The 17,663-nt window shown below is 69.5% G+C and carries 16 protein-coding genes; 15 read left to right on the top strand and 1 reads right to left on the bottom strand.

Going from position 1 to position 17,663, the window contains the following annotated elements; all coding sequences use genetic code 11:
- Positions 1-7: 7 nt before the first annotated feature.
- Positions 8-556, bottom strand: a complete 549-nt coding sequence (locus ACZ7NC_RS31560) for a beta-class carbonic anhydrase (protein WP_471492965.1) — start codon at positions 554-556, stop codon at positions 8-10.
- A gap of 415 nt (positions 557-971) precedes the next feature.
- On the opposite strand from ACZ7NC_RS31560, the gene rsmH reads away from it, so the two are divergent.
- The 15 genes from rsmH (at position 972) to ACZ7NC_RS31485 (ending at position 17,616) form a co-directional block, all read left to right on the top strand.
- The gene (gene rsmH / locus ACZ7NC_RS31555; RefSeq protein ID WP_471492963.1) at positions 972-1,928 is read left to right on the top strand and encodes a 16S rRNA (cytosine(1402)-N(4))-methyltransferase RsmH; all 957 of its coding nucleotides are present in this window, start codon (positions 972-974) and stop codon (positions 1,926-1,928) included.
- A gap of 78 nt (positions 1,929-2,006) precedes the next feature.
- On the top strand, positions 2,007-2,609 hold the full coding sequence (gene ftsL, locus ACZ7NC_RS31550) for a cell division protein FtsL (RefSeq protein ID WP_471492961.1): 603 nt from the start codon (positions 2,007-2,009) through the stop codon (positions 2,607-2,609).
- A 5-nt stretch (positions 2,610-2,614) separates the two neighbouring features.
- Positions 2,615-4,579, top strand: coding sequence for a peptidoglycan D,D-transpeptidase FtsI family protein (locus ACZ7NC_RS31545; RefSeq protein WP_471492959.1), 1,965 nt, complete (start codon positions 2,615-2,617; stop codon positions 4,577-4,579).
- 172 nt (positions 4,580-4,751) lie between these two features.
- Positions 4,752-6,281, top strand: a complete 1,530-nt coding sequence (locus tag ACZ7NC_RS31540; protein WP_471492957.1) for a UDP-N-acetylmuramoyl-L-alanyl-D-glutamate--2,6-diaminopimelate ligase — start codon at positions 4,752-4,754, stop codon at positions 6,279-6,281.
- Between the two features lie 4 nt (positions 6,282-6,285).
- Positions 6,286-7,692, top strand: a complete 1,407-nt coding sequence (locus tag ACZ7NC_RS31535) for a UDP-N-acetylmuramoyl-tripeptide--D-alanyl-D-alanine ligase (RefSeq protein WP_471492955.1) — start codon at positions 6,286-6,288, stop codon at positions 7,690-7,692.
- A complete protein-coding gene (gene mraY, locus ACZ7NC_RS31530; protein WP_471492953.1) occupies positions 7,689-8,762 on the top strand; it encodes a phospho-N-acetylmuramoyl-pentapeptide-transferase in 1,074 nt (357 codons plus the stop codon). Before ACZ7NC_RS31535 ends, mraY begins: the two co-directional genes overlap by 4 nt.
- Positions 8,744-10,168 (top strand): UDP-N-acetylmuramoyl-L-alanine--D-glutamate ligase, encoded by a 1,425-nt coding sequence (gene murD / locus ACZ7NC_RS31525; RefSeq protein WP_471492951.1) that lies wholly within the window; start codon positions 8,744-8,746, stop codon positions 10,166-10,168. The genes mraY and murD overlap by 19 nt, the downstream gene beginning before the upstream one ends.
- Before the next feature lie 102 nt (positions 10,169-10,270).
- Positions 10,271-11,632 carry a putative lipid II flippase FtsW gene (gene ftsW, locus ACZ7NC_RS31520; protein ID WP_471492948.1) on the top strand — a complete coding sequence of 454 codons (1,362 nt, stop codon included), beginning with the start codon at positions 10,271-10,273 and terminating at the stop codon, positions 11,630-11,632.
- Between the two features lie 6 nt (positions 11,633-11,638).
- A complete protein-coding gene (gene murG / locus ACZ7NC_RS31515; RefSeq protein ID WP_471492946.1) occupies positions 11,639-12,730 on the top strand; it encodes an undecaprenyldiphospho-muramoylpentapeptide beta-N-acetylglucosaminyltransferase in 1,092 nt (363 codons plus the stop codon).
- Between the two features lie 26 nt (positions 12,731-12,756).
- Complete coding sequence (locus tag ACZ7NC_RS31510) at positions 12,757-13,554, top strand: cell division protein FtsQ/DivIB (protein WP_471492943.1); 798 nt, start codon at positions 12,757-12,759, stop codon at positions 13,552-13,554.
- A 287-nt stretch (positions 13,555-13,841) separates the two neighbouring features.
- A complete protein-coding gene (ftsZ, locus tag ACZ7NC_RS31505) occupies positions 13,842-15,038 on the top strand; it encodes a cell division protein FtsZ (protein ID WP_403455930.1) in 1,197 nt (398 codons plus the stop codon).
- A gap of 10 nt (positions 15,039-15,048) precedes the next feature.
- Complete coding sequence (gene pgeF, locus ACZ7NC_RS31500) at positions 15,049-15,777, top strand: peptidoglycan editing factor PgeF (RefSeq protein WP_471492941.1); 729 nt, start codon at positions 15,049-15,051, stop codon at positions 15,775-15,777.
- A gap of 6 nt (positions 15,778-15,783) precedes the next feature.
- Positions 15,784-16,503, top strand: a complete 720-nt coding sequence (locus ACZ7NC_RS31495) for a YggS family pyridoxal phosphate-dependent enzyme (protein WP_471492938.1) — start codon at positions 15,784-15,786, stop codon at positions 16,501-16,503.
- A gap of 125 nt (positions 16,504-16,628) precedes the next feature.
- Positions 16,629-17,270 carry a cell division protein SepF gene (locus tag ACZ7NC_RS31490; protein ID WP_471492936.1) on the top strand — a complete coding sequence of 214 codons (642 nt, stop codon included), beginning with the start codon at positions 16,629-16,631 and terminating at the stop codon, positions 17,268-17,270.
- Positions 17,271-17,328: 58 nt separating this feature from the next.
- Positions 17,329-17,616: a YggT family protein gene (locus tag ACZ7NC_RS31485; protein WP_030950525.1), complete on the top strand. Its 288-nt coding sequence runs from the start codon at positions 17,329-17,331 to the stop codon at positions 17,614-17,616.
- The last annotated feature ends 47 nt before the right edge of the window (positions 17,617-17,663 follow it).

Below are 17,663 nucleotides of genomic sequence, written 5' to 3'. Positions count from 1 at the left end.
GGCGCCGTTACGCGGGGTCGATCTCGCGCAGCAGGCCCGTCTTCACGTCGAAGACGAAGCCCCGCACGTCGTCGGTGTGCAGCAGGAACGGCGAGGTGCGCACGCGCTGCATCGACTGCCGTACGTCCTGGTCGACGTCCCGGAAGGCCTCCACCGCCCACGCGGGACGCTGGCCGACCTCCAGCTCCAGCTCGTTGCGGAAGTCCTCGGTGATGCTCTCCAGACCGCAGCCGGTGTGGTGGATCAGGACGACGCTGCGGGTGCCGAGCTTGTGCTGGCTGATCGTCAGCGAGCGGATCACGTCGTCCGTGACGACCCCGCCGGCGTTGCGGATGGTGTGGCAGTCACCGAGCTCCAGACCGAGCGCGGCGTGCAGGTCGAGGCGCGCGTCCATGCAGGCCACGACGGCTACGTGCAGGACGGGACGGGCGTCCATGCCCGGGTCGGTGAAGGCGGCGGCATAGCGCTCGTTGGCGTCGACGAGACGGTCGGTGACCGTGCCGCGGTCGACTATCGCGCTGTCGGGGCCTGCGGGAACCGATGCAGAAGTCGTCATACCCATGACGTTACTGGTCACGTCCAGACCGGTCCTGTTGTGAGAGGGGACAAAGAACGCCATCGAGGCTTGTTGTGAGTTAACCCACAGGGGTGGCGTGACTACGCCCATAGGAGCCATTTTCGGCGCCGGACGACTCCGGCGGAACCCGAAGCGGCGACGCGCAGGCCGGTTGATTGACCGCGCGACACCGTGGACTAAAGTGACGCGAAGCGGGAGGCGAGACTCCCTGCTGGACTGTTTTCCCCGGAGACCCCGGCGATTTTTCCGGAGATCTCCCCGCGTGCGCGGCGCGTACGTACGGCTCGGCCTCCTCCCGCTCCCGGTCGGCTGACGCTTCCGGCGCCGGCAGGCCTCCCCTTCACGAGCGGGCGGGGACCCGGCGGTGCGCAGGCGCCGGATCAGAGAGGGCCCCTTGAGTCACAGTCGACATGTCCCGGTGATGCTCCAGCGGTGCCTGGACCTGTTGGCCCCCGCCCTTCGGCGGCCGGGAGCGGTCGTCGTCGACTGCACGCTCGGCCTCGGCGGCCACAGCGAGGCGCTCCTCCATCAGTTCCCCGAGGCCCGGCTCGTCGCCCTCGACCGCGACAAGGAGGCCCTGCGCCTGTCCGGCGAGCGGCTCGCCCCGTACGGAGAACGCGCGACCCTCGTGCACGCCGTCTACGACGAGCTCCCGGACGTCCTGGCAAGGCTCGGCCTCGCGCGCGTGCAGGGCGTCCTGTTCGACCTGGGCGTCTCCTCCATGCAACTCGACGAGGCCGACCGCGGGTTCGCGTACGCCCAGGACGCCCCGCTCGACATGCGTATGGACCAGACCACCGGCATGAGTGCCGCCGAGGTCCTCAACACCTACCCGCCCGGTGAGCTGGTCCGCATCCTGCGCGCGTACGGCGAGGAGAAGCAGGCCAAGCGGATCGTCTCGGCGATCGTCCGGGAACGCGAGAAGGAACCCTTCAGCAACAGCGCCCGGCTGGTCGAGCTGATCCGCGACGCGCTCCCGCAGGCCGCCAAGCGCACCGGCGGCAATCCGGCCAAGCGCACCTTCCAGGCGCTGCGCATCGAGGTCAACGGCGAGCTCTCCGTGCTGGAGCGGGCGATCCCGGCCGCCGTGGCGGCCCTCGACGTCGGTGGGCGGATCGCCGTGCTGTCGTACCACTCGCTGGAGGACCGGCTGGTCAAGCAGGTGTTCGCGGCCGGCGCCGCCAACACCGCACCGCCCGGACTGCCCGTCGTCCCCGAGCAGTACCAGCCCCGGCTCAAGCTGCTGACGCGCGGTGCCGAACTTCCCACGGAGGAAGAGGTCGCCGAGAACCGGCGCGCGGCACCGGCGCGCCTGCGCGGTGCCGAGCGCATCAGGGAGTCCATCGAATGAGGGACGTGAGGCATGGGCGGGCGTCCCGGTCCGGGATCCGGACCCGTGAGTTGGAGAACCGGACTCGGGGGAGGGTGAGTGAGTAGGAAACCCGAACTGAGAGGTCGGGCCGCCAGGCTCGCGCGGCTGTTCCCTCCGGGCGCCGGACAGGCCGCCCGTGCCCCCTTCGTCCTCCTCGTCGTCCTGCTGCTCGGAGGCGGCCTCATCGGGCTCCTCGTGCTGAACTCGGCCCTCAGCGAGGGCGCGTTCCGGCTCGACGACATCAAGCGGGGGACGAAGTCCCTCACCGACGAGGAACAGTCCCTCCAGCGGGACATCGACGCCTACTCCGCACCCGACGCCCTCCAGCGCCGCGCCCGCGAACTGGGCATGGTCCCCGGCGGCGACCCCGCCTTCCTCGACCCGGACGGCACGGTCAAGGGCGTCCCCAGCGCCGCGCCCACCGGGCAGATCCTCGGGCGCAACCCCCTCGTCCTCGCCCCCGAAGCCCTCGCAGGCGAGCCCGAGACACTGACGGCACCCAGCCCGACGTCCACCACGCCGACCTCCGCGACCACCACGGACGCGGCCCAGCCGTCGGCCGTCCAGGGCACGTCCCCGTCCGCGCCCGAGTACGAGCCCCCCGTCCAGCAGTCCGACCCGTCCGCCCAGTCCTCCACGTACCCGACCCCTGGCAGGTGACGGAAGTGTCCGACAGGGAACCGCCGCGCCGCCGCGTGCCCGGACCCGCCAAGCCCGCCCGCTCCGGCGGCGGTGCCCAGCGGCGCCCGGGCCCCGGCGCCCGCCCGGCCCGCCGCCCGGCACGACCCCGCCCCGGGGCCCCCGGCACCATCCGGCTCGGCAGCCCCCGCCCCCGGCTGCGGATGGTCGGCCTGGCCCTGACCCTCGTCCTGAGCGCCTTCGTCGTACGGCTGCTCCAGGTGCAGGGCGTCGACGCGAGCACCTACGCAGCCAAGGCCGAGAAGAACCGCTACGTCGGATACACCCTGGCCGCCGAGCGCGGCGGCATCACCGACCGCAACGGGGTGGAGCTGGCGGCCAGCGTGGACGCGTACGACATCACCGCCGACCCCACGCTCTTCTCCCGTGAGCAGCTGAAGATCGACGACGGCCCCGAGCAGGCGGCCGCCCTCCTCGCGCCGATCCTCGGCCAGGAGCAGGAGACGATCGTCAACAAGCTCCGGCCCGCCAACAAGAACCTGCGCTACACCCTGCTGGCCAGCCGCCAGACCCCGCAGGTCTGGAAGCAGATCAAGGACCTGAAGAACGCGCTGGCCACCAAGGCCGAGAAGGACAAGGACACGGTCAACGTCCTCGGAGGCGTCCTGTCGGTCGCCAGCAGCAAGCGCGTGTACCCGAACGGCGAGCTCGCCGCCGGGATACTGGGCTGGGTCAACGCCGACGGCAAGGGCGGCGGCGGGATCGAGCAGCAGCTGAACAAGGAACTGTCCGGCAAGGACGGCGAGATCCGCTACGCCCAGTCCGGCGGCCGTCAGGTCCCCACCGTGGGCTCCACCGAGACACCCGCCGTGCCCGGCAGCGACGTAGAACTCACCATCGACCGCGACATCCAGTGGGCCGCGCAGAACGCGATCACCGAGCAGGTGGCCGAGTCCCGGGCGGACCGCGGCTATGTGATCGTCCAGGACACCCGCACCGGCGAGATCCTCGCCATGGCCAACTCGCCCGGCTTCGACCCGAACGACCTCTCCGAGGCCAGCAGCGCCAACATGGGCAACGCCGCCCTCCAGGACGCCTACGAGCCCGGCTCCACCGCGAAGGTCATGTCGATGGCCGCAGTACTGGAGGAGGGCGTGGCCACCCCCGGCACGCATGTCATCGTGCCCAACCGGCTGCACCGCGGCGACCGGCTCTTCAAGGACGACATCGACCACGACACCTGGTACCTCACGCTCAACGGCGTGCTCGCCAAGTCCAGCAACATCGGGACCATCCTCGCCACCGGCCAGCTCGGCAAGACCCAGCGGCAGTCCAACAAGGTCCTCTACGACTATCTGCGCAAGTTCGGCCTCGGCAGCTACACCGGCCTCGGCTTCCCGGGCGAGACCCGCGGCATCCTGGCCGCCCCGGACAAGTGGTCGACGTCGCAGCAGTACACGATTCCTTTCGGCCAGGGCTTGTCCCTCAACGCGATGCAGGCGGCCTCGATCTACTCGACGATCGCCAACGGCGGCGTACGCGTCGAACCCACGCTCGTGCGCGGCACCGAGGGGCCCGACGGGCAGTTCACCGAAGCGGCGAAGCCCAAGAAGACGCGGGTGATCAGCGCCAGGACGGCGAGAACCCTCGCCCAGATGCTGGAGTCGGTCGTGGACGACCGGGAGGGCACCGGCACCAAGGCGCGCATCCCCGGCTACCGGGTCGCGGGAAAGACGGGTACGGCGAACCGCGTGGATCCGGCCACCGGAAAGTACCGCGGCTACACGTCGTCGTTCGCCGGCTTCGCGCCCGCCGACAAACCCCGGATCACGGTCTACTGCGCCATCCAGAACGCCACGCAGGGCAACTACTTCGGTGGCCAGATCTGCGGCCCGATCTACAAGCAGGTGATGGAGTTCGCGCTGAAGACCCTCCAGGTCCCCCCGACCGGGGCCAAGGCCGCCAAGCTCCCGGTCGCCTACAAACCCTGACCACCCTGATCAGCACCGAGCAGCCAGGAACCACCTCGTGACAACGATCACCCCCGACTCCGGGAACCAGGGCGAGCCCCGCCCCTCACTTCGCTCTGACGCGGGTGCGCCCGGTACGCTCACCGCCGTGCCACACGCTGATCAGTCCCAAACCACCCAGAAGGGGCAGCCCGTGACATATCCGGGACCGCCCAGGCCGGCCCAGGTCTCCGCCACACCCCTCGCGGAGCTCGCCGACCAGCTGGGTGCCCCCGCGCCCGCGGGCGCCGACGGCTCCGCCGAGGTCACGGGCATCACCCATGACTCGCGCGCCGTCCGCCCCGGCGACCTGTACGCCGCCCTCCCGGGTGCCCGTCTGCACGGCGCCGACTTCGTCACGCAGGCCGCCGGCCTCGGCGCGGTCGCCGTGCTCACCGACCCGACCGGCGCCGAGCGCGCCGCGGAGACCGGCCTGCCGGTCCTGGTCGTCGACGACCCGCGCGGGCGGATGGGCGAACTGGCGGCCACGATCTACGGCCGACCCGGTCGCGATCTGCTCCAGATCGGCATCACCGGCACCTCCGGCAAGACCACCACGGCCTACCTCGTCGAGGGCGGCCTGAAGACGTCCCGGTCGACCGGCCTGATCGGCACGGTCGAGATGCGCATCGGCGACGAGCGCATCAAGTCCGAGCGCACCACGCCCGAAGCGACGGACCTCCAGGCCCTGTTCGCCGTCATGCGCGAACGCGGCGTCGACGCGGTCGCCATGGAGGTCTCCAGCCACGCGCTGGTCCTCGGCAGGGTCGACGGCTGTGTCTTCGACATCGCCGTGTTCACCAACCTCAGCCCGGAACACATGGAGTTCCACTCCGACATGGAGGACTACTTCCGGGCCAAGGCGCAGCTGTTCACGCCGAAACGCAGCAGACTGGGCGTCGTCAACCTCGACGACGAGTACGGCCGCAGGCTCGCCGAGGAGGCCACCGTCCCGGTCGTCACCTTCTCCGCCGAGGGCCACCCCGACGCCGACTGGCGCGCCGAGGACGTCGAGGTCGGCCAACTGGACTCGACGTTCACCGTGATCGGCCCCAAGGGCGAGCGGATCGGCGCCAGGTCCCCGCTGCCGGGCCCCTTCAACGTGGCGAACACCCTCGCCGCCGTCGTCGCCCTGGCCGTGGCCGGCCTCGATCCGCAGACCGCCGCCGACGGCATCGCGGCCGTACCCGGCGTGCCGGGCCGTCTGGAGCGCGTGGACGCCGGGCAGCCGTATCTCGCGGTCGTGGACTACGCGCACAAGACCGACGCCGTCGAATCCGTCCTGCGCGCCCTGCGCAAGGTCACCGAGGGCAGGGTGCATGTGGTGCTCGGCTGCGGTGGGGACCGCGACAAGACCAAGCGGGAGCCGATGGGCGCCGCCGCGGCCCGGCTCGCCGACACCGCCGTACTGACCTCCGACAACCCCCGCTCCGAGGACCCCCTCGCGATCCTCGCAACCATGCTCCAGGGCGCGGCGTCCGTGCCGGTGCACGAGCGTGGCGAGGTCCAGGTCTTCGAGGACCGGGCCGCCGCGATCGCCGCGGCAGTCGCCCGCGCCGAACCCGGCGACACCGTGCTGGTCGCGGGCAAGGGCCATGAGCAGGGCCAGGACATCGCCGGAGTGGTCCGTCCCTTCGACGACCGCCAGGTACTTCGCGAAGCTATCCAGAAGACCCAGGGATGAACTTGTGATCGCCCTCTCTCTCGCCGAGATCGCAGAAGTCGTCGGCGGGCAGACGCACGACATACCGGATCCGTCGGTCCAGGTCACCGGATCCGTCGTCCGGGACTCCCGTGAGGTGGGACCCGGCAGCCTCTTCGTCGCCTTCGTCGGTGAGCGCGTGGACGGCCACGACTTCGCTCAGGCCGTCGTGGCGGCCGGCGCGGTCGCCGTCCTGGGTTCGCGCCCCGTGGGTGTGCCCACGATCGTCGTGGCGGACGTCCAGAAGGCCCTCGGTGCCCTCGCCCGGCATGTCGTCCAGCGGCTCGGCGCGACCCTCGTGGCCCTGACCGGCTCGGCGGGCAAGACCAGCACCAAGGACCTGATCGCCCAGGTGCTCCAGCGCAAGGCGCCGACCGTGTGGACGCCGGGCTCGCTCAACAACGAGATCGGGCTGCCGCTCACCGCCCTCAGCGCCACCGACGAGACGAGGTTCCTCGTCCTGGAGATGGGCGCCCGGGGTATCGGCCACATCCGCTACCTCGCCGATCTGACGCCCCCGAAGATCGGCCTCGTGCTCAACGTCGGCACCGCCCACATCGGCGAGTTCGGCGGCCGTGAGCAGATCGCGCAGGCCAAGGGCGAGTTGGTGGAGAGCCTGCCGGAGGACGGCGCGGCGATCCTCAACGCCGACGATCCCCTCGTACGGGCCATGGCGTCCCGTACGAAGGCGAAGGTGATCCTTTTCGGAGAGTCCGGCGAAGCGGACGTACGCGCCGAGAACGTGCGACTCACGGACAGCGGACAGCCTTCCTTCATGCTTCACACACCCTCCGGGTGCAGCGATGTGACCATGCGCCTGTACGGTGAGCACCACGTGTCGAACGCGCTCGCCGCGGCCGCCGTCGCCCATGAGCTGGGCATGTCCGCAAGTGAGATCGCCACCGCGCTCTCCGAGGCGGGCTCCCTCTCCCGCTGGCGTATGGAGGTCACCGAGCGCCCGGACGGCGTGACCGTCGTCAACGACGCCTACAACGCGAACCCCGAGTCCATGCGGGCCGCCCTCAGGGCGCTGGCGGCCATGGGCAAGGGACGTCGTACGTGGGCGGTGCTCGGCAAGATGGCCGAGCTCGGGGACGAGGCGCTCGCCGAGCACGACGCGGTCGGACGGCTCGCCGTCCGGCTCAACGTCAGCAAGCTCGTCGCGGTCGGGGGCAGGGAAGCGTCCTGGCTGCAACTGGGCGCATATAACGAGGGTTCGTGGGGTGAGGAGTCGGTGCACGTGTCCGACGCACAGGCGGCGGTCGACCTGTTGCGCAGCGAGTTGCGCCCGGGGGACGTCGTGCTCGTGAAGGCGTCCCGTTCGGTCGGTCTGGAGGGCGTCGCCGAGGCGCTGCTCGCGGGCGGTACCGAGGGTGAGGTTGCCGCCCGATGATGAATCAGATCCTGTTCTCAGGAGTCATTGGCCTCTTCCTGACCCTGGTCGGCACCCCGCTGCTGATCAAGCTGCTGGCCCGCAAGGGCTACGGCCAGTACATCCGTGACGACGGCCCGCGCGAGCACCATGCCAAGCGCGGTACCCCGACGATGGGCGGTATCGCCTTCATCCTGGCGACGATCGCCGCGTACTTCCTGTCCAAGCTGATCACCGGCAAGCCGCCGACGTTCTCCGGCGTCCTGGTGATCGGGCTGATGGCCGGCATGGGTCTGGTCGGCTTCCTGGACGACTACATCAAGATCGTCAAGCGCCGCTCGCTGGGTCTGCGGGCCAAAGCCAAGATGGCCGGCCAGCTGTTCGGCGGTATCGCCTTCGCGGTGCTCTCGCTGCAGTTCGCGGACAACCGCGGCAACACCCCGGCCTCCACCAAGCTCTCCTTCGTGCAGGACTTCGGCTGGTCCATCGGCCCGGTGCTGTTCGTCGTCTGGGCACTGTTCATGATCCTCGCCATGTCGAACGGCGTGAACCTGACCGACGGTCTGGACGGCCTCGCCACCGGTGCCTCCGTGCTGGTCTTCGGCGCCTACACCTTCATCGGCGTGTGGCAGTTCCAGGAGTCCTGCGCCAACGCGCAGACGCTGACCAACCCGGGCGCCTGTTACGAGGTACGAGATCCACTCGACCTCGCCGTCGTCTCCTCGGCGCTGATGGGCGCCTGCCTCGGCTTCCTGTGGTGGAACACCTCGCCCGCCAAGATCTTCATGGGTGACACCGGTTCGCTGGCCCTCGGCGGCGCGCTCGCGGGTCTCGCCATCTGCTCGCGCACCGAGCTGCTGCTCGCCATCCTCGGCGGCCTGTTCGTGCTGATCACCATGTCGGTGGTCATCCAGGTCGGCTCCTTCCGGCTCACCGGCAAGCGCGTCTTCCGCATGGCGCCACTCCAGCACCACTTCGAACTCAAGGGCTGGTCGGAAGTGCTCGTCGTGGTCCGCTTCTGGATCATTCAGGGCATCTGTGTGATCGTCGGACTGGGCCTCTTCTACGCGGGATGGGCAGCGGACAAGTGACCGACTGGCAGGGGAAGAACGTCACCGTCGCCGGACTCGGCGTCTCCGGGATCCCGGCGGCCAAGGTGCTGCACGGCCTCGGCGCGAACGTCACCGTCGTCAACGACGGCGACGACGCACGCGCGCGTGCCCAGGCCGCCGAACTGGAGGCGCTCGGCATCACCGTCCGCCTCGGCGACGGGGCGACCCTGTCCGAAGGCACCGAACTGATCGTCACCGCGCCCGGCTGGAAGCCGGACAAGCCACTGTTCGCGGCGGCTCGGGAAGCGGGCGTCGAGATCTGGGGCGACGTCGAGCTCGCCTGGCGGCTGCGCGGCCCCGACGCCGCGCCCTGGCTCGCCGTCACCGGCACCAACGGCAAGACCACGACCGTCCAGATGCTCGCCGAGATCCTCAAGGCGGCGGGCCTGCGCACCGCCGCCGTCGGCAACATCGGCGTCTCGCTGCTCGACGCGGTGCTCGGCGAGGAGCAGTACGACGTCCTCGCCGTCGAGTTGTCCAGCTACCAGCTGCACTGGGCGCCCAGCTTGCGCGCCCACTCGGCCGCCGTGCTGAACCTCGCGCCCGACCACCTCGACTGGCACGGCTCCATGGAGGCGTACGCGCGCGACAAGGGCCGTATCTACGAGGGCAATCGCGTCGCCTGTGTCTACAACGTCGCCGACAAGGCCACCGAGGACCTGGTGCGCGAGGCGGACGTCGAGGAGGGCTGCCGGGCCATCGGCTTCACGCTGGGCACCCCGGGCCCGTCCCAACTCGGTGTTGTCGAAGGCATCCTCGTCGACCGCGCCTTCGTCGAGAACCGGCAGAAGAACGCCCAGGAGCTCGCCGAGGTCTCCGACGTCAACCCGCCGGCCCCGCACAACATCGCCAACGCCCTTGCGGCGGCGGCCCTCGCCCGCGCCTTCGGGGTGCCCCCCGTCGCCGTACGGGACGGGCTGCGCGCCTTCACGCCGGACGCCCATCGCATCGCGCATGTGGCGGACGTGGACGGGGTCGCGTACGTCGACGACTCCAAGGCCACCAACACGCACGCGGCGGAAGCGTCGTTGGCGGCGTACGAGTCCATCGTGTGGATCGCGGGCGGGCTCGCCAAGGGTGCCGTCTTCGAGGAGCTGGTCGCCAAGTCGGCCGAGCGGCTGCGCGCGGTCGTCCTGATCGGCGCCGATCGTGGCCTGATCCGTGAAGCCCTGGCGCGACACGCGCCGGAAGTACCCGTCGTCGACCTCGACCGGACCGACACTGGGGCGATGCTCGCGGCAGTCCAGGAGGCCCGGCGACTCGCTGTTGCCGGAGACACGGTGCTCTTGGCACCGGCTTGTGCCTCGATGGACATGTTCGCCAACTACAACCAGCGCGGTGACGCGTTCGCGGAGGCGGTTCGCGAACTCGGCGCGGGCGCCTGACGCGGGTCTCGGCCACTGCGGGTGCTTCGGGACCCTTGGAGGGACGCGTGACTCGGATGTGGCCGGACGGTTCGCACGCCCACGGCGAGGCGGTGAGCGCCGATGCCCGGTAGCCGTACGGGACGGCCGCCCGTACAGCGAGCCGTTCGCCGGCCCGTCACTGCGGGGCCGGCGCGCGAGAACGCCGTACAGCGGCTCCACTCGCGTCTGCACCGGGCGTGGGACCGGCCGCTGACCGCGTACTACCTCATCCTCGGCGGCAGCCTGCTGATCACCGTGCTCGGTCTGGTGATGGTCTACTCGGCCTCCCAGATCACCGCGCTGCAGCTGTCCAAGCCGGGGTCGTACTTCTTCCGCAAGCAACTCCTGGCCGCCGTGATCGGCAGTGTGCTGCTGTTCGTGGCCTCGCGCATGCCGGTGAAGCTGCACCGGGCGCTGGCCTACCCGATCCTCGCGGGCGCCGTCTTCCTGATGGCGCTGGTGCAGGTGCCCGGGATAGGAGTCGCGGTCAACGGCAACCAGAACTGGATCGCCCTCGGCGGCTCCTTCCAGATCCAGCCCAGCGAGTTCGGCAAGCTGGCGCTGGTGCTGTGGGGCGCCGACCTGATCGCCCGCAAGCAGGACAAGAAGCTGCTGACCCAGTGGAAGCACATGCTGGTGCCGCTCGTGCCGGTCGCCTTCATGCTGCTCGGGCTGATCATGCTCGGCGGCGACATGGGTACGGCGATCATCCTGTCGGCGATCCTGTTCGGCCTGCTGTGGCTGGCGGGGGCACCGACCCGGCTGTTCGTGGGCGTGCTGTCGGTCGCCGGTCTGATCGGTCTCGTCCTGATCAAGACCAGCCAGAACCGAATGGCCCGCCTGCAGTGCCTGGGCGCGACCGAGCCGCGCGGCGGCGCCGTCGACTGCTGGCAGGCCGTGCACGGCATCTACGCGCTCGCGTCCGGCGGAATCTTCGGCTCCGGGCTGGGTGCGAGTGTGGAGAAATGGGGTCAACTACCCGAAGCCCACACCGACTTCATCTTCGCCGTCACCGGTGAGGAACTGGGCCTGTCAGGGACGCTGTCGGTGCTCGCCCTCTTCGCGGCTCTAGGCTATGCGGGTATCCGCGTGGCCGGACGCACGGAGGACCCCTTCGTGAGATATGCCGCGGGAGGCGTGACCACCTGGATCACCGCGCAAGCGGTGATCAACATCGGTGCGGTGCTCGGTCTGCTGCCGATCGCCGGAGTCCCCCTCCCGCTGTTCTCGTACGGAGGGTCAGCCCTGCTGCCGACCATGTTCGCCATCGGGCTGCTGATCGCCTTCGCACGCGATGAGCCCGCTGCGCGGGCAGCGCTTTCCGTGCGGCAACCCCGCTTTGGTAGAAAGCGTGCGGGAGGCGCCGTGCGAGACCGGGGGCCTCGGAGATGGAACACGATGCGACGGCGTGCCGCTGCGGCGCGCTCGTCCGGAGAGCGGTGAATTTCGGTGCATGTCGTACTCGCCGGTGGGGGGACCGCCGGCCACATCGAGCCCGCGCTCGCCCTCGCGGACGCCCTGCGCAGGCAGGATCCGACCGTGGGGATCACGGCCCTGGGCACGGAGCGTGGCCTGGAGACCAAGCTCGTTCCACAGCGGGGTTATGAGCTCGCGCTGATCCCGGCGGTCCCGCTGCCGCGCAAGCCCACCCCCGAGCTGATCACCGTCCCGGGCCGGCTGCGCGGCACGATCAAGGCGACCGAGCAGATCCTGGAGCGCACCAAGGCGGACGCCGTCGTCGGCTTCGGCGGCTATGTCGCCCTGCCCGGCTACCTGGCCGCCAAGCGCCTCGGCGTGCCGATCATCATCCACGAGGCCAACGCCCGGCCGGGCCTGGCCAACAAGATCGGTTCGCGGTACGCCAGCCAGGTCGCGGTCTCCACGCCGGACAGCAAGCTGCGAGGCGCGCGTTACATCGGCATCCCGCTGCGCCGCACCATCGCCACCCTCGACCGGGCCGCCGCCCGCCCCGAGGCCCGCGCGATGTTCGGGCTCGACCCGAACCTGCCCACGCTGCTGGTCTCCGGCGGCTCGCAGGGCGCCCGCCGTCTCAACGAGGTCGTCCAGCAGGTCGCGCCCTATCTCCAGCAGGCCGGGATCCAGATCCTGCACGCGGTCGGCCCGAAGAACGAACTGCCGCAAGTACACCAGATGCCGGGAATGCCCCCGTACATCCCGGTACCGTACGTGGACCGGATGGACCTCGCGTACGCCGCGGCCGACATGATGCTCTGCCGCGCGGGTGCGATGACCGTCGCCGAACTCTCCGCCGTCGGACTCCCGGCCGCCTATGTCCCGCTGCCCATCGGCAACGGCGAACAGCGGCTGAACGCCCAGCCGGTGGTCAAGGCCGGCGGCGGACTGCTGGTCGACGACGCGGAACTGACGCCCGAGTGGGTGCAGCAGAACGTACTGCCCGTGCTCGCCGACCCGCATCGGCTGTACGAGATGTCCCGCGCCGCAAGCGAGTTCGGCCGCCGGGACGCCGACGACCTGCTCGTCGGCATGGTGTACGAGGCGATCGCCTCGCACCGCCGTTAGGAACCGTATGACGGAGGGCAGGGAGCGTGGCCGGACCGACGACCGCCGAGCGCGGTGAACGCCAGCAGGAGTCGTCCGACCCGCCCCTCGCCCGGCGGAGGTTGGGACTGCCGCGCCTTCGTACGATGATCATTCTTGTTGTCGTCCTTGCACTCCTCGGCGCAGGCTCCGTATGGGTGCTGTACGGCTCCCAGTGGCTGCGCGTGGAGCGCGTATCGGTGGCCGGGACGCGGGTTCTTACGTCCGAGCAGGTCCTGGAGGCGGCCGACGTCCCCGTCGGGGCGCCGTTGATTTCCGTCGACACCGATGCGATTGAGGCGCGACTGCGCCGGAAATTGCCCCGAATTGACGAGGTCGACGTCGTCCGCTCCTGGCCCCATGGAATCGGCCTGAAAGTGATGGAGCGTACTCCGGTTCTGGTCGTTCAAAACGGCGGAAAGTTCATCGAAGTGGACGATGAAGGTGTCCGTTTCGCCACAGTTTCTGAGGCTCCGAAAGACGTTCCCACATTGGAATTGACGGTGTCCCGGTCGAGCTCCGCCGCCGCGAGCCTGCGCCGTTTCGGCGAGGCCCGTCTGGTGCGGGAGGCCGTGCGGGTCGCCGACGCACTTCCGGCAGCCGTGGCGCGCGGCACCCAGGTCGTCAAGGTCCGTTCCTACGACGACATCTCGCTGGTGTTGAGCGGCGGCACGACCGTCGACTGGGGAAGCGGTGAGAAGGGGGCCGCGAAAGCTCGCGCACTCAACGCTCTCATGAAAGCCTCGCCGGATGCGCGGCACTTCGACGTCAGCGTTCCCACCGCCCCTGCGTCAGCGGGGAGTTGACGCACATTCGCGCAGGCCAGCACCCTGGTTGGGCAGCGACATGGCTGATCACATAGGGTGAAAAGAAAAACGGGAGGTTCGGCGTGTTCGTTGAACGTGCGCCACTTGTCGACTTAGTGTCCTGTTCAGAAGACTTCAAGGAACAGACACACTGGTAACCCTAAACTTCAGGGTTAGGGTTCGGGTCGGCGCTACGGACCGTCCCATTCGGCATCAGTCGCCGGTTCGCGAAGCACATCGCTCCCCGCGATCCGACGACCCGTAACTCGAGGCGAGAGGCCTTCGACGTGGCAGCACCGCAGAACTACCTCGCAGTCATCAAAGTCATCGGTGTCGGCGGCGGTGGTGTCAATGCCATCAACCGGATGATCGAGGTCGGTCTCAAGGGCGTCGAGTTCATCGCCATCAACACGGACGCGCAAGCTCTGTTGATGAGCGACGCCGACGTCAAGCTCGACGTCGGCCGTGAACTCACCCGCGGACTCGGCGCCGGAGCCAACCCGGCCGTCGGCCGCAAGGCCGCCGAGGACCACCGCGAGGAGATCGAGGAGGTCCTCAAGGGGGCCGACATGGTCTTCGTGACGGCCGGTGAAGGCGGCGGCACCGGCACCGGCGGCGCGCCCGTCGTGGCCAACATCGCCCGCTCCCTGGGCGCCCTCACCATCGGTGTGGTCACCCGCCCGTTCACCTTCGAGGGACGGCGCCGCGCCAACCAGGCCGAGGACGGCATCGCCGAGCTCCGCGAAGAGGTCGACACCCTCATCGTCATCCCGAACGACCGGCTGCTGTCCATCTCGGACCGCCAGGTCTCGGTACTCGACGCCTTCAAGTCGGCCGACCAGGTCCTGCTCTCCGGTGTCCAGGGCATCACCGACCTCATCACCACCCCTGGTCTCATCAACCTCGACTTCGCCGACGTCAAGTCGGTCATGTCCGAGGCCGGTTCGGCGCTCATGGGCATCGGCTCGGCCCGCGGCGACGACCGTGCGGTGGCCGCGGCCGAGATGGCGATCTCCTCGCCGCTGCTGGAAGCCTCCATCGACGGGGCCCGGGGCGTGCTGCTCTCCATCTCCGGTGGCTCCGACCTCGGTCTGTTCGAGATCAACGAGGCCGCCCAGCTGGTCAGCGAGGCCGCCCACCCCGAGGCCAACATCATCTTCGGCGCGGTCATCGACGACGCCCTCGGCGACGAGGTCCGGGTCACCGTGATCGCGGCCGGCTTCGACGGCGGCCAGCCGCCGGCCCGCCGGGACAACGTCCTCGGCTCGACCTCGTCCTCGGCCCGCCGCGAGGAGCCCACTCCGGTACGGCAGCCCGAGAGCCGCCCGTCCTTCGGCTCGCTCGGCAGTGTCACGCCGAAGGAGGAGCCGGAGCCCGCGCCGGAGCCGGTGGCCGACATCCCGGTCGCCCCGCCGGTCCCGCCGTCGCGGACCTACGCCGACAGCGCGGCGGAAGAGCTGGACGTCCCGGACTTCCTTAAGTGATCCTTCAGACGTGATAGGACAGCGCGACACCGTGAGCGGCGCGCACTTCGCTTTCACCGACAGGTGGGGCGGGGTGAGCGCCGCTCCGTATGAGGAGCTCAACCTCGGCGGTGCGGTCGGCGACGACCCCGAGACGGCACGGACCAACCGCGAGCTGGCCGCCAAGTCGCTCGGGCTCGCTCCGGGCGACGTCGTCTGGATGAACCAGGTGCACGGCAACGACGTCGTCGTGGTCGACGGACCGTGGCGGGAACGTCCGGTGCCCGACGTCGACGCGATCGTCACGGCGCGGCGGGGTCTCGCCCTCGCCGTTCTCACGGCCGACTGCGTGCCGGTTCTGCTCGCCGACCCGGTCGCCGGGATCGCCGCGGCGGCCCACGCGGGACGGCCGGGCATGATCGCCGGGGTGGTCCCGGCCGCGCTACGCGCGATGACCGAACTCGGCGCCGACCCGGCCCGGATCGTCGCCCGCACCGGCCCGGCCGTCTGCGGCCGGTGCTACGAGGTGCCGGAGGCGATGCGCGCCGAGGTGGCCGCGGTGGAGCCGACGGCGTACGCCGAGACGAGTTGGGGCACGCCCGCGGTGGACGTGGCCGCCGGCGTGCACGCCCAACTCGCGCGCCTCGGGGTGCACGACCGGGCACAGTCCCCGGTCTGCACCCTGGAGTCGAGCGACCACTTCTCTTACCGCCGCGAGCGCAGCACGGGGCGACTCGCGGGATATGTCTGGTTGGACTGAGAGAGCATGACGGACCGCAAGGGCGAACTCGCCACAAACCTGGCGAAGGTGGAGGAACGCATCGCCGCCGCGTGCGTCGCCGCAGGGCGCAAGCGCGAGGAGGTGACCCTCATCGTGGTCACCAAGACCTACCCGGCGAGCGATGTGCGGATCCTGTCGGAGCTCGGTGTGCGCCATGTCGCCGAGAACCGCGACCAGGACGCGGCGCCGAAGGCCGCCGCCTGCTCGGATCTGCCCCTCGCCTGGCACTTCGTCGGCCAGCTGCAGACCAACAAGGTGCGATCCGTGGTCGGTTACGCGGACCTCGTACAGTCCGTCGATCGGTCCAGGCTGGTGACGGCCCTGTCGAAGGAGGCCGTACGGCAGGAGCGTGAGGTGGGCTGCCTCATCCAGGTGGCCCTGGACGCGGGAACGAGCGAGCGGGGCGAACGGGGTGGTGTGGCGCCCGGCGGCATCGAAGAGTTGGCCGACGTCGTCGCGTCGGCTCCGGGGCTGCGGCTCGACGGGCTGATGACCGTCGCCCCGCTCGCCGGGGAGTACGCGGGGCGCCAACAGGCGGCGTTCGAGCGGTTGATGGATTTGTCGACCGACCTGCGCCGAGCTCATCCGGCTGCGAACATGGTGTCGGCAGGGATGAGTGCGGATCTCGAAGAGGCGGTGGCGGCGGGTGCGACACATGTGCGCGTCGGCACTGCGGTACTCGGAGTCCGCCCCAGGCTCGGGTAACGTCGCCAAGAAGTCGGACCACAGCAGAAAATATGGTCAATGTCGCCGAAAGGCGGGCGTAACGACCGTGTGGATCACAGGCACTTGGCAGTCGCCGATCCACCACAGAGCGGAGGACTCAGAGCATGGCCGGCGCGATGCGCAAGATGGCGGTCTACCTCGGCCTCGTGGAGGACGATGGGTACGACGGCCGGGGGTTCGACCCCGATGACGACTTCGAGCCCGAACTGGACCCGGAGCCCGAGCGGGACCACCGACGGCACGAGCCGTCACATCAGTCACACGGCGCACATCAGTCCCAAAGGGACGAAGAGGTGCGAATCGCTCAGCCGCCCGCGCCGCGCGAACCGCTGGCTCGTGCGGCTTCGCTACCCGCGGAATCCGGCCGCCCGGCGCGCATCGCGCCCGTGGCGTCCATCACACAAGAACGCGCAAGCCTGGAGAAGAACGCACCGGTGATCATGCCCAAGGTCGTGTCGGAACGAGAGCCGTACCGGATCACCACACTTCACCCGCGGACCTACAACGAGGCCCGTACCATCGGGGAACACTTCCGTGAGGGCACCCCGGTGATCATGAATCTGACTGAGATGGATGACACAGACGCGAAGCGACTTGTCGACTTTGCGGCAGGTTTGGTGTTTGGTCTTCACGGCAGCATCGAGCGGGTGACCCAGAAGGTGTTCCTGTTGTCTCCTGCTAACGTCGATGTCACGGCGGAGGACAAGGCCCGCATCGCAGAGGGCGGGTTCTTCAACCAGAGCTGAGACGCACCACCGGAAGAACAGCACGGAACAGGGAACAGGGGAGAGGGAAACACCAGTCATGAGCGTGGTCTTGCAGGTTCTTTACATCGCGCTGATGGTGTTCCTCATCGTGCTCATCTTCCGGTTGGTCATGGACTACGTCTTCCAGTTCGCCCGCTCATGGCAACCCGGCAAGGCGATGGTGGTCGTTCTGGAGGCCACCTACACTGTCACTGATCCACCGCTGAAGCTTCTGCGGCGGTTCATCCCGCCGCTGCGTCTCGGGGGCGTGGCGCTCGACCTGTCCTTCTTCGTACTGATGATCATCGTCTACATCCTGATCACCGTTGTACGGAGCGCGATGTGAACGATGTGACAGATACGGTCTTGCCGACTGCCGACGACTACGTTGAG

It is taken from the genome of Streptomyces sp. NPDC111802, assembly GCF_055634335.1.
Note: the sequence above shows the minus strand (reverse complement) of the source record. Positions and strands in the feature narration are given on the sequence as shown.